This window comes from Chamaesiphon sp. VAR_48_metabat_403 (assembly GCF_031422475.1).
Lineage (GTDB): Bacteria > Cyanobacteriota > Cyanobacteriia > Cyanobacteriales > Chamaesiphonaceae > Chamaesiphon.
In genome coordinates this window covers 1-14,833 of sequence record NZ_JANPLS010000275.1, presented here as the reverse complement: position 1 = coordinate 14,833, position 14,833 = coordinate 1, and the positions used below count along the sequence as shown (strand labels likewise).

12 protein-coding genes are annotated in these 14,833 nt (G+C 46.2%); 5 read left to right on the top strand and 7 right to left on the bottom strand.

Going from position 1 to position 14,833, the window contains the following annotated elements:
• Positions 1-162: 162 nt before the first annotated feature.
• Positions 163-561, top strand: a complete 399-nt coding sequence (locus RMO79_RS12675) for a GNAT family N-acetyltransferase (protein ID WP_310483527.1) — start codon at positions 163-165, stop codon at positions 559-561.
• A 187-nt stretch (positions 562-748) separates the two neighbouring features.
• The gene (hemF, locus tag RMO79_RS12670; RefSeq protein ID WP_310483526.1) at positions 749-1,765 is read left to right on the top strand and encodes an oxygen-dependent coproporphyrinogen oxidase; all 1,017 of its coding nucleotides are present in this window, start codon (positions 749-751) and stop codon (positions 1,763-1,765) included.
• Between the two features lie 95 nt (positions 1,766-1,860).
• Here the strand turns inward: hemF and RMO79_RS12665 are convergent, their stop codons facing one another.
• From RMO79_RS12665 to RMO79_RS12645, 5 genes are all read right to left on the bottom strand, one after another.
• Positions 1,861-2,415, bottom strand: coding sequence for a DEP domain-containing protein (locus tag RMO79_RS12665; RefSeq protein WP_310483525.1), 555 nt, complete (start codon positions 2,413-2,415; stop codon positions 1,861-1,863).
• A 244-nt stretch (positions 2,416-2,659) separates the two neighbouring features.
• Entirely contained in the window at positions 2,660-4,156 is a 1,497-nt protein-coding gene (locus RMO79_RS12660) for a peptidoglycan DD-metalloendopeptidase family protein (RefSeq protein ID WP_310483524.1), read from the bottom strand.
• Between the two features lie 89 nt (positions 4,157-4,245).
• Complete coding sequence (locus tag RMO79_RS12655; protein WP_310483523.1) at positions 4,246-5,031, bottom strand: biotin--[acetyl-CoA-carboxylase] ligase; 786 nt, start codon at positions 5,029-5,031, stop codon at positions 4,246-4,248.
• A 6-nt stretch (positions 5,032-5,037) separates the two neighbouring features.
• Complete coding sequence (locus RMO79_RS12650; protein WP_310483522.1) at positions 5,038-7,101, bottom strand: AAA family ATPase; 2,064 nt, start codon at positions 7,099-7,101, stop codon at positions 5,038-5,040.
• A complete protein-coding gene (locus RMO79_RS12645) occupies positions 7,098-7,235 on the bottom strand; it encodes a hypothetical protein (RefSeq protein WP_310483521.1) in 138 nt (45 codons plus the stop codon). Before RMO79_RS12645 ends, RMO79_RS12650 begins: the two co-directional genes overlap by 4 nt.
• Positions 7,236-7,334: 99 nt before the next feature.
• Here RMO79_RS12645 and RMO79_RS12640 point away from each other — a divergent pair, with 99 nt between their 5' ends.
• On the top strand, positions 7,335-7,805 hold the full coding sequence (locus RMO79_RS12640) for a hypothetical protein (protein ID WP_310483520.1): 471 nt from the start codon (positions 7,335-7,337) through the stop codon (positions 7,803-7,805).
• 212 nt (positions 7,806-8,017) lie between these two features.
• Here the strand turns inward: RMO79_RS12640 and RMO79_RS12635 are convergent, their stop codons facing one another.
• Complete coding sequence (locus tag RMO79_RS12635; RefSeq protein WP_310483519.1) at positions 8,018-8,980, bottom strand: serine/threonine-protein kinase; 963 nt, start codon at positions 8,978-8,980, stop codon at positions 8,018-8,020.
• 240 nt (positions 8,981-9,220) lie between these two features.
• Between RMO79_RS12635 and RMO79_RS12630 the strand changes: the two genes are divergently transcribed.
• Positions 9,221-10,105: a rhodanese-related sulfurtransferase gene (locus RMO79_RS12630; protein WP_310483518.1), complete on the top strand. Its 885-nt coding sequence runs from the start codon at positions 9,221-9,223 to the stop codon at positions 10,103-10,105.
• A gap of 321 nt (positions 10,106-10,426) precedes the next feature.
• Here RMO79_RS12630 and RMO79_RS12625 read toward each other — a convergent pair whose 3' ends face one another.
• On the bottom strand, positions 10,427-14,002 hold the full coding sequence (locus tag RMO79_RS12625; protein WP_310483517.1) for a tetratricopeptide repeat protein: 3,576 nt from the start codon (positions 14,000-14,002) through the stop codon (positions 10,427-10,429).
• Between the two features lie 350 nt (positions 14,003-14,352).
• On the opposite strand from RMO79_RS12625, the gene RMO79_RS12620 reads away from it, so the two are divergent.
• On the top strand, positions 14,353-14,727 hold the full coding sequence (locus RMO79_RS12620; protein WP_310483516.1) for a hypothetical protein: 375 nt from the start codon (positions 14,353-14,355) through the stop codon (positions 14,725-14,727).
• The last annotated feature ends 106 nt before the right edge of the window (positions 14,728-14,833 follow it).

Genomic DNA, 14,833 nt, shown 5'->3' with positions numbered 1-14,833 from the left:
ACTTCATTGGTAATGAAGAGGTCATGAGTTCAAGCCTCATTGAGGGCTTCGGGTTGTAACGTGTTGTTGGCAAGGCTGTTAGGAAACAAATTAATCCTAACAGCCAGTTTTTGTGTCTATTAACTTCAAAATATAGGCTGTTTTGTCAGAGCGTCGCAGGAATTGAAGAAGGCTATATCAACCCCGTTTGTACTGACTGAGCCACCAGAGAGGAAGGTATTAGGATATTACTGTTTATCGTCTTACGCGATCGAGATAGCAGACCTAAACGAACCCCTCGCCAAAGGCTTTCCACGATATCCATTACTACCAGCTACTCTATTAGCTCGATTGGCGGTCGATGCTAGTCGTCATGGGAAGGGTTACGGCGGGTTACTGTTATTGGATGCCATGTTTAAAACACTAGAAGCATCCAAAAAAGTAGCATCAACCGCGCTGGTGGTGGATGCTTTAAACGATAGTGCTGTAAGGTTTTATCGCAAGCACGGCTTCAAAGATTTCCCCAGAGTACCAATGAAGCTATATCTCTCGATGGAGTCAATCGGGAAACTCAGTCTTTAGCATCGGTATATCATCAGCAATCACAACGTGTTGAAACTCTAAAACGAATTAAAATCTCAAGCCTAATTTGTATATTTCCCGTAACAACGATCGGCTGTCGATCGCCTGGATATGCTACTTTGCTAGATAGTCGCCAAACGGCTGCTTTTACAAATATTTTTGATTTAGCCCTATTTACCTTCTGGATATGACAGCTTTTTCCACCGAAACTAAATTTTTGCCGCCTACCGATGCCAAAAGTCGGATGACTCAGTTCATGCGGGAATTCCAAGATAGTGTCTGTCAAGGATTGGCAGCCGCTGATGGCGGGGGTGAATTTCAAGAAGAAAGCTGGGATCGTCCTGAAGGCGGTGGCGGTCGATCGCGGGTAATGAAAGAAGGTAATGTGTTCGAGCAAGGTGGGGTAAACTTTTCGGAGGTTTGGGGCGACCATTTACCACCTTCGATTTTAAGTCAGCGTCCCGATGCGGCTGGACATCGGTGGTTTGCAACGGGTACATCGATGGTATTGCACCCCCGCAATCCTTATATTCCGACGGTTCATCTCAATTATCGTTACTTTGAAGCTGGCCCCGTGTGGTGGTTTGGCGGTGGTTTAGATCTAACTCCTTACTATCCATTTGCTGAAGATGCCAGTCATCTGCACAATACGCTCAAGGGAGCTTGCGACAAACACAGTCCCGATTTATATCCGACTTTTAAGTTATGGTGCGATGAATATTTTTATCTCAAGCACCGCAATGAAACGCGCGGCGTAGGTGGCATCTTCTTTGACTATCAAGACGGACAAGGCGCATTATATCGCGGCCCCGACCCGACAGGCCCTGCGGCGCAGCATAGCGATGCTCTTGGAGTTCCTGCACCGCGAACTTGGGAAGAATTATTTGCCATCTCGCAAGACTGCGCGCATAGCTTTTTACCTGCATATCTTCCGATCGTCGAACGTCGCCGCAATACCGAGTATGGCGATCGAGAGCGCAATTTTCAACTCTATCGGCGCGGACGTTATGTGGAGTTTAATCTAGTCTACGATCGCGGCACGATCTTCGGATTGCAGACCAATGGACGCACCGAATCGATCCTAATGTCGCTCCCCCCACTCGTCCGCTGGGAATACGGCTATCAACCCGAACCAAACTCACCCGAAGCCCAACTCTACGACGTTTTCCTCAAACCTCAAGACTGGGCAAATTGGCAAGGATAATCTTTGAGGAGCGGGGAGCGGGGAGAAAGGACGCAAGCGTCCCGATCTCTAGAGTCTAAAGTCTAATTTTCGCCCCCGCTCTCCGCTCCGATCCCCTACAGATCCATACAAAACTGATAAAACAGCTCGCCATCTTCAAATGGCTGTCGATCGGATAAATTTCTGAGCCAATTTTCATTACTCAATCGTTGTCCGAGCGCAACAGCATCAGCGCGCTCGATCGATAGATTCGCACACATCCAATCTACCGCTTCCCGCCCAATAAAACAGCGCAAATAAGGGAGTCGGAAGCTCTGCGCTCGATTCTCAATTTTGACTCCTTGTGGAGATCGCATGGCTTCGACTAATTGAGCGAGATTGTAATGCTGAACGATATCGCTAGCATTTTCGACTATTTTGGTAATATACCGATCCTCATACCAAATGGTGACAATATCGCCATCTTCTACGAGCAGACATGCTACCGCTGGTTCGGGATCGAGGTAGCTGCGGCGCATTTCTGTAATGGCAATTTGACGTTGTTGCTGGGGATAAGAATTACCGCGCACGAATAAATTACCTTGATAATTTACGCCGCTGACAATTTCTGATGTATTTCCGAACTGACGTACAAGTTGACAATAACTAACGTCTTGTGACTTGAGTAACATGCCACCTGATTTCCTACTAGAAGTAAATTTAATTAAACAGCGATCTACGAACGGCGAAGCTAACTTTTAGACAGGTTATATGGTAGCTATCGATCGAATTGGCGATCGTCGAGTTGAGATTACCATCGACATCAATATTAATTAATATACCCCTCCATCCAGTCGATATTAACCGATCGACAAAATATCCTGGTAACGATCGCCACCAGGATATTCAAGACCGTCAGTTTTGCTGGTACAAAAATTACTGTGGCAGCTCGATATTTGGTAAATCTCGTTGAGCAAATGGCATCGATCTGCGGAGATTGTCTAAAGCATACTTCATCTCTTCGCCGGGATCGATGGCAATCCAACCATCGGCAGTAGCTACTCGCGATTCAAAGTGCAAGTGAGGGCCTGTCGAGTTGCCAGTGCTACCGACGCGACCGATGACCGTGCCTTGTTCGATTCTTTGACCTGGTTGGACAAAAATCTCTGAAAGGTGACCGTAGAGCGTCTGTTGAACGCCGTTGTGTTGAATGACGATCGCTTTGCCATAACCGCCATACCAACCCGCAGTCACAATCGTCCCCGATCCAGCCGCCACGATGGGCGCGCCCATCGGCGCACCGATATCTACGCCCGAATGGAACCGACGACTACCCGTAATTGGGTGCGTCCGCCAGCCATAGCTGGATGTTTGCGGTGCGGGGCTGCTGAGTGGGTAAATTAGTTGCATCCCATTCTCGTTCTCGCCAGGATTGACAAAAGCAACCGCAGTTGGTGGCAATCCGGCTGCGGCTGGACGCACGCTAGGAATAGCAGTTACTCTGGGTACCTGTCTGTTACTATTCACTTTGGGTAATTGAGCCACGGGTTGGACTTCGATGCGTTGAGTGCGTGGCGTGGGGATGGCAATCTGCACTGAATATGGTGACTGAGCTGGACTTGTTGCTGTAGCTGCGATCGTACTGGTTCTGGTGGCGGTCGGGGCTGCGGGCTGGCTGTTAGCCGCAGATAGACCGTTCCGAGGTGAGATGGCGACTGTAGTTGGCAGTTTGGTGACAGTCGGTACGACAGTCCGATAACTAGTGGCGGATTGTGGCGAGATCGTGGGAGTTTGAATGCCAGTGGTCGGTGTGGATCGATTCTCTTTCAGAGAGGCTACGCCAACGACTAGCGGCTGTGGTTTGATATAGGTAGGGCGGACCTGGCTGCTAGTCATCGAGATGGTTTCGCTAATCCGAGCGGGAATCGTGTTCCGCAGTGGGGCTGGTACGGGAATATCGATGAATGGTTCGGTGGCGGTTCTGGTGCTACCAGAGCCGTTTACACCCACGGTGTAGTTATCTGCGGTCAGTAAGTCTGTATGCTGCGGGCGAACGATCGTGCCAGAGGGAGAAATAGCTGCCGATCCGGGTGTGACGGCGATCGGGACTTCCCGATTTGGCAGTCGATTGGGCGCGATTTGGGTTGGTGCTGGTGCGGTAGAGATCGGTAAATAAGGGCCGTAGATCTCTTGCTGTTTGGACTTGGCAATATTGTCTGCCGATGCTAATGCTGGGGCTGGCGTTGTTGCCTGCACTGGAGATCGGTTGGTCGAGATGGGTTTGAGATCTGCCCAGACGACACCCGTGCTACCAATGAAGCTGAGGCTGCCCAGCCAAGCGACGATCTTCAATAGCAAAGGGTTTCGGAAGAAGATATGCGACCGAGATTGCTGATATGAATGATGTGATGTTTTTTCTGCCTTGCTGCTCATAATTATTATAAATTTAACGCAGTCCAATTCAGAACTATTCATCCGCTTTAGCACCGCAAAACCAATTTATTTTGCGTTGTCCAAAGTAACTAATCCTCGTAGCCCAAGGTGAATGTACCGGGGGCGAGATAAACCTGTGTTACCTCTGTTTCGGTTATAAAACTGACGATCGACTCTCCTTGCGGTGAGATTCCCGAAACAGTTCCTAACTTACCATTCACAAGCACTGAGCGACCACGAGCATTGAGTAGTTCCAGATAGTCCGATAATAGACGGTCGATCGTTGTTGGAGTGCACCGTTTGTACCCACTTATGATTCCCCTAATGGTACAGCTTGTTAACATCTCCATGGAAAAATTTCGGTAATTTGGCTGATAATCATTACTGGGTGCTAAATTTATTGCTTTACCTGCAACTGGATTCATGTAATTAATTCCGACTCCGACGATCGCCATTTGAATTTTACCGTCAGCGATTCGGGTTTGCGTTAAGATGCCGCCGAGTTTTCGGTTTGCTAACATCAGATCGTTAGGCCATTTAATGCCGATCGGCAGTCCTTGTTGTCTCAATCGATCGGCAATTCCCCACGCAATTCCCATCGTTAATTGATGCACATTTGTTGCGGATAAATCGGGGGCGATCGCGATCGATAAATACAATCCACCTGGCTCTGATTCCCACGTTCGCCCCCGTTGTCCGCGTCCGGCTGTTTGACGATCGGCAATAATAATTGTGCCGGGAGACACATTCGCCTCGGCAATTAATTGAGATAGCTTTTCATTAGTTGATGGCAGCGTATCGAAAACATGAATATTAAAATCTAAGTCTAAAGATCGATCGGCTGCTAATAAATCTAGTAATTTTTGACGATCCATTTGGTTTTAGGTAATCTCGATAATTTCGGTATAATCAAAGTCATTAGGACTATGCAAAATTAGCGGATATCTCCGTCCGCTAATTTCTAAATAATCTTCTGGTACATCAGCTCTAGAAGTATAATAAGTTAGTAGATATTGTTTGCCAATTTTTGGTTGCATTTCGGTTTCAACTTCATCGCGCCATTGAGTTTTGGTAACTAGGACGAGCAGTTGATTGGCTAGTTGCGGTAAAATGCGCGCAATTTGACGACGTGACAGGCGATCGAGGCTGCCAAATGGCGAATCCATCACGATTGGGAAGGTATTGCTGGCAGGAACGGCGAGTAATTTTTGCTCGCTCCAATCTCGGACGCGATCGATAATTCCGCCGATAAATGAGAGACTGAGGATCTGATTTTCACCTGTCGAAGCAGCGACTGTTGTTTCGATACCTCTAGTAGTTTCTACTAAAATTAGTTCGTATTTTTCGGTAATTCTAGGTAAATAGGGAGTCACCGAAATCGTCTGGAAAATTCTTTGGACGCGCTGCTCGAGTTCGATCCTAAATTGCAGTTCCTGACGATCGCGCATCGCGCTCAATTCTTCAATTGCCATCCTAGTGGCTTGAATTCTCCGGCTGGCTAAACCTTGGCGATCTTGGTTGATTTGTTGTTTGGATATTTGTTTAGCTAAGGATTGAATTTGACCTTCGATGTGAACTATTTGTTGGCGATTCTGTCCTTGGGAGAGGGTAAGATCGCGGACTTTAATTTCAATCTCATCGAGGCGTTTTTGCAGATTGCTAATTTCCACATTCGTATCTTGACGGAGTTGGGTTTCGAGCTTATCGATCCCGATCTCTAACTGACCGATTTCGGCTCTCGCAGTACTGACAATTTGCTGCTGAAGATCGATCGCTTGCCAAAATTCACCACGTTTAGTTTCCAAAGCTTCGACCTGCGTAATCAAGCGCATGGCTGTCTCCTCAATTACGGCAATACTGGCGCGTGAGAGCCAAGCTTGAATCTGAATGTAGGCGGGAGTATTTGGGGCTAATTTCGTGCCGCACAGACAGTTTTGTTGGTGAATTAGTTGGCTGAGAAATTCCCGCGAGATGCCTTGATTTAGCTCCCCACGATCGCGTAAATTGCCGACGATCGTCTGAAAATCTGTGGTTAAGTCTGCTAGCAAAACAGTATATGCTTGAGTGGAGACTAATTGCTTAATCGCTGTTTGTGCCTGAGCGAGCTGAGTCTGATGGGTGGCTTTGGTGCGTTCTAATTCCTGTCGTTGTAATTGGGTAGCTTTAGCGGCGGTGAGTTCGAGTAAATAACGATCGATCTCGCGATCGATTTGCTGAAAATTGTCAATTTCTCTCACTATTTCGACTTGGCGTTCCTCTAGCCGATCGATTTCTTGTTGACATTGTTGCTGCGATTTGAGTAAATCTTTGGTAGTGGTATCGCCAATTTGAGCCAGTTCGGTTTCAAGCGTCTTTTTGGCTTCACCCAAATGTCGGATCGATCGATTTAAAACTTCCACGCCAAGCAATATTTTGGTAGCTTCAGCGATTTCGAGTCGTTTATACTGACGGACGATTTGCTCGATCCGCTCGCCATCGAAGAAGAAATATTGATGGAGACTGGCGGGGAGAATTCTCCCGATAATTTCATCCGGCGGCTGTTGGGGATGGAGCCATTTCCCATCGGCATCGCCGACATATAAATAGAGTAATTCGTTATTGACGATATTCACCCCAGCTTGCTGCTTGTAAGCGCGACACATCCGTTTGGCGCGGTAGCGTTTGCCATCGTGTTCCCAGGCGACTTCTGCCCACGTATCGATAGCGGTACCGATTTCCGCCTCCGCAATGGCGCGGTTGTTTACCAAGCGTTCCGATTCGGCAAAAGCGGCTGTAAATTTCTCGTAGAGTACCCAAGTAAACGCATTGAGGATGGTAGTTTTACCCGATCCATTATTGCCATGAATAATCGTCGTATTGCGATCGTTATCTGTCGCCAGTTGAATTTCTGGTGTCTCACCGTAAAATTGGCGAAAGTTACACAGCCGCAGCGCAGTCAGTTTCATGAGATCGCCTCTTTAACGATCTTGAGGATATCATCATTAATCGGCGAATTCTTTTTGCGATCGAGCCTGTCTTTTTCAAGCTGGAGCACGCGTTCGATAATCTGGCGGACTTCTGGAGTCAGGTTGGGAGTCATGATGTTGAGATCGCAAAAGTTTAGATAAAAGCTATCTGAATGGAACTTCTTCCAATTGCGAGTCGTCTAATTTTATACTCGCAACGATAATTATCTCACATGAAAAAGCTTTTACTTATCCCCGCTATCCTGGCTACCTTGATTGCGACAGCAATTACCCAAGCTCCTCAAGCGGCTGTAGCTGGTGGGATCGGCAATAACTACATCGCACCTACCGTGACTTTTGGCGGTGGTTCGAGTGTATTTGGGATCGACAGTAAACTTGGTATTGCAGATAACATTTCCCTACGTCCGTTCGTTACATTCCCCACTGGTGGAACGCAATTTGGTACCAGTATTACTTACGATTGGGATCTCCGCCAAGCATCGCTCCCAATTACCCCATTTGTCGGTTTGGGTCTGGGTTTCCAAACAGGTAACTCCAATACTACCACTACTGGTTTCGCTCAAGTTGGTGCCGATTTTAATGTCAGCGAAAGTTTCGCGCTACTAAGTTCGATCGCGATTCCTTTAAATAACAATGCTGGTAATGTTACTACCATAACGCTCGGTGCTGGCTTACGTTTCTAAGCGATAGTTATCATAGGGCTACCCCCCAACCCCATTGGAAAGGAAGACTTTAAAGCCCCCTTTCCAATGGGGTTGGGGGATTTATATCTCAAAACGAAGTCCAGCCGACTTGTGTATACACCGTAGCTTTACAAGGGGGGGTTGGGGGGGTAAACCAACCTCGAACGAAGCTAGTTTCTACCCGATCTACCGTTTAGATCGCAAGCTGCGAGTCAAGACTCGACGATCGCACCACTCTCGACGGGGACTCGATCGAATTGAACCCGGTTGACAATCGCTGCGGTACTAATTAAACCCAAGCCGATTAACATCGCTACCGCCATGATTTTACTAGTCAGTTGCCGATCGCTGGCACGATCTAATAACTGCACTGTCGAACTATCGTCAACTTCGATTTCTAAAGTCTCTAGATCGGCTAATACCGCAGCCGTGCAGCTATATCGCTGACGATCGTCAACCCGCGTCATCCGCTCCAAAATCGCTGCCAATCGATCGCTAATACTTGTCAAGTTCCGCCACACTACCTCTTTCGATTCATCCTTGGGTAAGTGGAGTGGATACTGTCCGGTGATAAATTGAATCGCCGTCATGCCCAGCGAGTAAATATCGCTGCTAAAAGTTGCTACTCCTTGTGCTTGTTCGGGTGCGTGGTAGCCAGGAGTTCCCACCACTGTATTCTGTGCGATCGATTCATCACTCAAGTCTCGCGCCGCCCCAAAATCGATCGAACATAATTGCCCGGTGTCCCAACGGCGGATGATGTTGGCTGGCTTAATATCGCCGTGAACTACTTGCTTGTGATGCACGTAACTCAATACCTTGAGCATCTCCCGCAAAAACCTAATTACCTTCGCCTCGCTCCACTGATGCCCGATCGTAAATTCCCGACTTAAATCGTCGCCTGCGACAAAATCTTGAACCAAGAAAAAATCGCCCTGATGCTCGAAGCACTCTACCTGCTTGGGGATTTGAGCGTGCTTGAATCGAGCCAGAATTGCCGCTTCCAACTTAAATAACTGCAACATCCGAGGATGCTCTACTTTCGGGCGCAGTTGCTTGACTACACAACTCGGTGTCCCCGGTACAGTTAAATTTTTAGCTAGATAAGTGTGGGCAAACCCACCTTTCCCCAGCCGTTTGATAATTTGATAGCGACCATCCACGACGATATTCATGGTTTGGAGTAGCGCAAATTGCTATTAAACTTCTAGTTATCTATAATCGGTGATGTCTTCGATCGAAACTGTATGCTATGAGACAATTATCATTATCGATAGATTAATAGCTCTAATTTATCGGTTGGTAGTGTCGATCGACAAAATCTACAAGCCTTGCAGCGTCACGCTCCTACGGCAATGCCGATCCCCGATCGTCCCAATCTTCAGAATAAATAATGCGACAAATAAGCACAAGTTATGACTCAAGTTATTGCCGCCTTTTATAAATTTGTCACCCTAGATGACTACCGAGAACGTCGTCAACCATTGCTAAATTTGTGTCACCATCACCACATTAAAGGCACGATTCTACTTGCGGCGGAAGGGATTAATGGGACGATTTGTGGCACTCGATCGAGTATCGATGCCATCCTCGCACATCTGAGAGCCGATCCTGGTTTTACCGACTTAGAGCACAAAGAATCGATCGCCACTAAACCCCCCTTCGACAGGCTTAAAGTCCGACTCAAACAAGAAATTGTCACCTTAGGCATCCCCACGATCGATCCTACTAATCTCGTCGGTACCTACGTTAAACCCCAAGACTGGAACCAACTAATCGCCAATCCCGACGTAGTAGTCGTCGATACCCGCAACCAATACGAAGTCGAAATCGGCACCTTCGCAGGCGCGATCGATCCTCATACCGATTCCTTCACCGAATTTCCCGCATACGTCGCCACCCACTTAAATCCCCAGCAGCACAAGCAAGTCGCCCTTTTCTGTACCGGGGGCATCCGCTGTGAGAAAGCCACCTCCTACCTGCTCTCACAGGGCTTCGAGCACGTTTATCACCTCCAAGGCGGCATTCTTAAATACCTCGAAGAAATCCCCGCCGCCGAGAGCCAATGGGCGGGTGAATGCTTCGTCTTCGACGATCGCGTCGCCGTTACCCACGGATTAGCACCGGGCACCCACAAGCTCTGCTGGGGCTGCGGCAACCCCCTTTCGCCAGCCGATATTACTGACTCCCATTACGAACCAGGCATCTGCTGTGCCCGCTGCTACCCCTCGCTCACACCCACCCAACGCGCCAGCCGCACCGAGAGATGGCGACAACTGGGATTAGAGGATAGGGCTTAGGTTTTATTACATAGGTTTAGAGAATATTTAGAAGAAACAAGTAAAGGCGAGTTTTTATGAGCGGACGACACAGAACATACAGACAAATTAAGGAAGAATTTTCCCCACAGAGACAAGCAAAGATCCATGCTGGTGCAGAGAAGATTAAAAAAGAGTTGAAAATACTAAAGAAACATTATTCCTGTCTGAATAAATGGTTGAGATAATTATTCGGAAAATTGCCCCTGTCTCTGTTCCCGTCGGTGCTATTTTAGGCTTTAGGTTTTGAGTTTTAGTGAATGGCTTGCACTGAGCGACAGTAGCAGTGTGAATAGTGAATTTTCAACTTTTTAACTTGGCAGTTTTACCGATCGCGCGTTGATAATTATCCATTTTGCCCTGTTGACGAGAGAGCGCGGCGGACTTGCTCAGATCGTCTATTGCGCCTGGTTTATCGCCGATTGCCGATCGAGCGATGCCGCGATCGTAGTAAGCTTGAGCATAATTAGGATTGAGTTGAATGGCTTGGGTATAATCGCCAATTGCGCCCGATTTATCGCCTAAATTAAACTTAGTCATGCCGCGATCGTAATACAGTTCGGCATTTTTAGGCATAATTTCGATGGCGCGGTTATTATCGGCGATCGCACCTTTGTCGCCTAATGCCGATCGAGCTACGCCGCGATTAGAATAAGCAATAGCAGAATTAGGATTAATTTTAATTGCTCGATCGTAATCGGTAATTGCGCCTTGGGTATTGCCAGTCTCATATTTAATCAGACCCCGCATTGAATAAGCATCGACTAATTTAGGATCGAGATCTATCGCTGTACTAAAATCGACGGCTGCCCCTTTTTTATTGTTGAGTTCGTATTTAGCGACCCCCCTGCGAACGTAAATATTGGCATCTTTAGGATTGAGTTGAATGGCTAGATCGTAATCGGCGATCGCGCCCTGTTTGTCGCCAATTTCATCTTTAGTAATACCTCGGATAATGTACCCATGAGCGAGCGTAGGATTGATTCTAATTACTTGGGTAAAATCGGCGATCGCCCCTTGTTTGTCGCCTTGTTTATCTTTAATATTACCCCGAATTAAGTAAGCTAATCCCAGATCGGGATTGAGTTTAATTGCTTGGTTAAGATCGACAATCGCGCCTTGTCGATCGGTTAATTTCGCTTTTGCTATCCCCCGATTTAGGTATGCAAGTGGATAGTTAGGGTTAATTTTAATGGCTTGGGTATAGTCGGCAATTTCTCCAGTAATATCCTTGAGAGCCGATCGTGCCTGTCCGCGCTTTAAGTAAGTGTCGGCATCATTGGGTGCGATTTTAATCGATAAATTGTAATCGTTAATAGCATTTTTAAAATCTTTTAGATCTGCTTTAGCTACGCCCCGATTATAGTAAGCTAGCGCATTATTAGGATTAATTTTAACGGCTAGATCGTAGTCAGAGATCGCGCCAGCTTTATCGCCTAAAGTTGATTTAGCTTTACCCCGATTGATATAAGCTTGGTCGAATTTAGGATTTAATTGAATGGCGCGATCGAGATCGGCCATTGCTCCTTTAGTATCTTTTAAATCTAACTTAATCGTCCCTCGATTGTAATAAGCTAAAGCAGATTTGGAATCGATCTCAATCGCTTTGTTCAAGTCCGCAATCGCTGCTTGTTTGTTCCCTGAATTAGATTTAATAGTCCCCCGATTGATATAAGCTTTAATATATCCCGGATCGATTTTAATTGCTTGAGTATAATCGGCAAGCGCGCCTGAAAGATCGCCCAAGTCAGATTTAACTAAGCCGCGACTATTATAGACTGGTGCGTAATTAGTATTAAGTTTAATCGCTTCATTATAGTCGCTAATTGCGCCCTGTTTATCGCCCGATCGCGATTTTAAAATTCCGCGATTCTGATAAATATAAGCCCCGGTTCGGTTCCGATGAATCAGATCGTCATAAATGGCGATCGCGGCTGAATACTGTTTGCGATCGCTAAAAATTTCTACTTTTTCATTCTGTAATGTCAGATCGTTTGGTTTCAGTTCGATCGCGGTATTAATTGCGGTAAGTGCCCGATCGTATTGCTTAGAACTTTTCAGAATTACGTGTTGATATTTCCAGAAATAGTAATAATTAGCCCGATCTTTAACTGGAACTGCGGCGATGGCTTTAGAAATCGCAACTTCCGCTAAATCCGATTTGTCAGCTCTTAATAGTGCTAAGGCTTTACCATAATTCCCGGTTAATACTGAACCTTTAATAATCGCGCGATCGAAAGCCGCTACCGATTTATCGTATTGAAAAGTTCGATAGAGTTGATTGCCATAAGCCAGCCAACGTTCGCCGCTATCGCCTTCCTGCGGCGATGCAATATTTTTCATCGCGGTAAATACAGCCTTACTATCTGTTTTATTTAATGAAGTAGAACTATTTTTAGCGATCGATAATAAGCGAGAATTGACTTGCAATCGATCGGCTAATCCTCTAAAAGTTTGAATCGATATCCCCAAACTTTGACCTAAAATAATCTTATCTGTGATTTCAGCACGTCCGTGAATGCCAATAACTTTACCCGCCGCATCGAATACCGGACCGCCACTCATGCCCCCATAACTAACACTACTATAAACTAAATCGTATCCATTAGAAAATGATTCTTTATTTTGAGTTGCTAATTGACCGAGTTCGCGATCGGTTGCCACTCCAGAATTAAGTTGCCATTGCCAAAGTGGACTATTAATATTCTGACGAGCTGGAAATCCACCGACGAAAACTAGCTCATCATTAGTTGAATTATATTCGGCAAGTTGCGCCAGCGGATAGTTATTATTACTACTAAATTTAATTACCGCCAGATCGTCAGCACCCGTGGCAACAACCGTACTGGTAAAATTATGAATATCTTGGTCATATGTAATAATTTTCGGATTGGGCAAGCGTTTTTTCGTATTCAGATTTTCGACGACATGTTTGGCAGTTAACACATAATAACTATTCCCCTCTTTAGCAATAATTACCCCCGAACCATTTTCACCACCAGCTTCAATTCTCACCGTCATTTGACGAGCTTGGTTATTCAGCTTGGCTAAATATCCCGTCGGCGTAACTTGACGTTGAATTTCTCCCTTCAAGCCCGAAAATTGATAGCCGTATAGAATATCTGGCTTGACTTGCACCAAGAAATTATAGACAGGAATCCCCCAATTAACAGTCCGATATTGAGCGGCAAGTCTCGCTAGCGGTTTACTCCCATCGTTGTAAGTATAGTTAGGTAAAATCGGTGCCGCACTGATAGTATTTATCCCTAAAAATTTACCCCGCTCGTCGATAATTGCCCCACCACTCATCCCCTGACGGATGCCTTTATTACCCTTCGTAATGGTGTAACCGATTTGCGTACCGTTATCGAAGGGAAGATCGGAAAGTTGCGATACTTGTCCGCTGGTAATCCCGATTTCTTTAGTATCGAAGGGAAATCCCGCACTATAAATGGTGCGCTCTGGCGCGAGGGGCGAACTCACATCCGATAAGTCAGCTAGAGTGTATTTCCGCTGGCTGGTAAATTGCAATAGAGCCAGATCGTATTTAGGATCGAATCCACCATCGATAGGTTTGGCGATGTATTTTTGCCCGTCAGGAGCTTGAATTTGGAACTGGCTAGCTCGCCTAGTGAGGTGAGCGTTAGTCAGTACGAGGTAGGTATTACCTTTTTTAGCAATTAAGACACCAGAGCCGCCATTATTCGCCGAGGTGACGCGGACGGTAATATTTTTAGCAGTTTGTCGAACTTCTTGGGGGCTGGGGAGTTCGGAATCGGTAATTTGGGCGATTCTACCATCTGGGGTATCGGTGCGATCTAAGCTCAAGGCTGGAGGCACGAACAGGAGGGTAGTAAGTAGGATGACGATCGTTTTCATTGGTGTGGAGGAAGATGAAAATGTAATATATTCTATTTTGGGCTGGCTGTGGTGTTTAATGCAGATAGATCGATCTAATCTTTAACAATAGACATCCTGCGAGAGTAAGAGCTAGATCGCGATCGGTAATAATGAAACCTGACTTTTATCTTCGATCGATCGACACCCCAAAATCGATCGAGATAATTGAAGCAAAAAGATCGATCGGTTCATCACAGCAATGGCAGCGATCGAGTTGATGCTAAAATTAGCTGATTAGTTAGCACGATCGCCCTTACCTAATAAGTCAATTTCCCCACGATGATTTTGCAAAAAACTTTTTAGATTCGTTATTGTCGCCCTATGGCTCAGTGCAATCATCTTACAAAATTTCTAGTGAGGTGCGATATGTCGATATTTATTTTCAACCACAAATCGATAATTGCCATCTGGAGTCTCTAGGACTATTGGCTCAGTTTGTACGTGAATCGCTTGTCATCGAACCGTTTCGGAATTCAGTAACGCTGATGCAAATTAAAAGCTGCATCTCTAAGTTATTCGATTTGCATTTGACACTAGTTAAGGAAGCAAAAAAACAAAAACAACCAGAACCTGAAGATGATACGCTGCCCAAACTCTGGATTTTAACGCCCACTTTATCCGATCGGTTACTAGCAAGCGTAGGTGCTAGATTGGAGCTAGAACGATCGGGCACACACTCCCATTATCCGCCACATCAAGGTTAGAGCCAATAAAAGTTATTTCGATGGGGATGTTCTCTACTGGAGTACTCGCAAAGGCACACATCCTGAACTGCCACATCAAGTGTCACGCTTACTGAAGCGACATCAG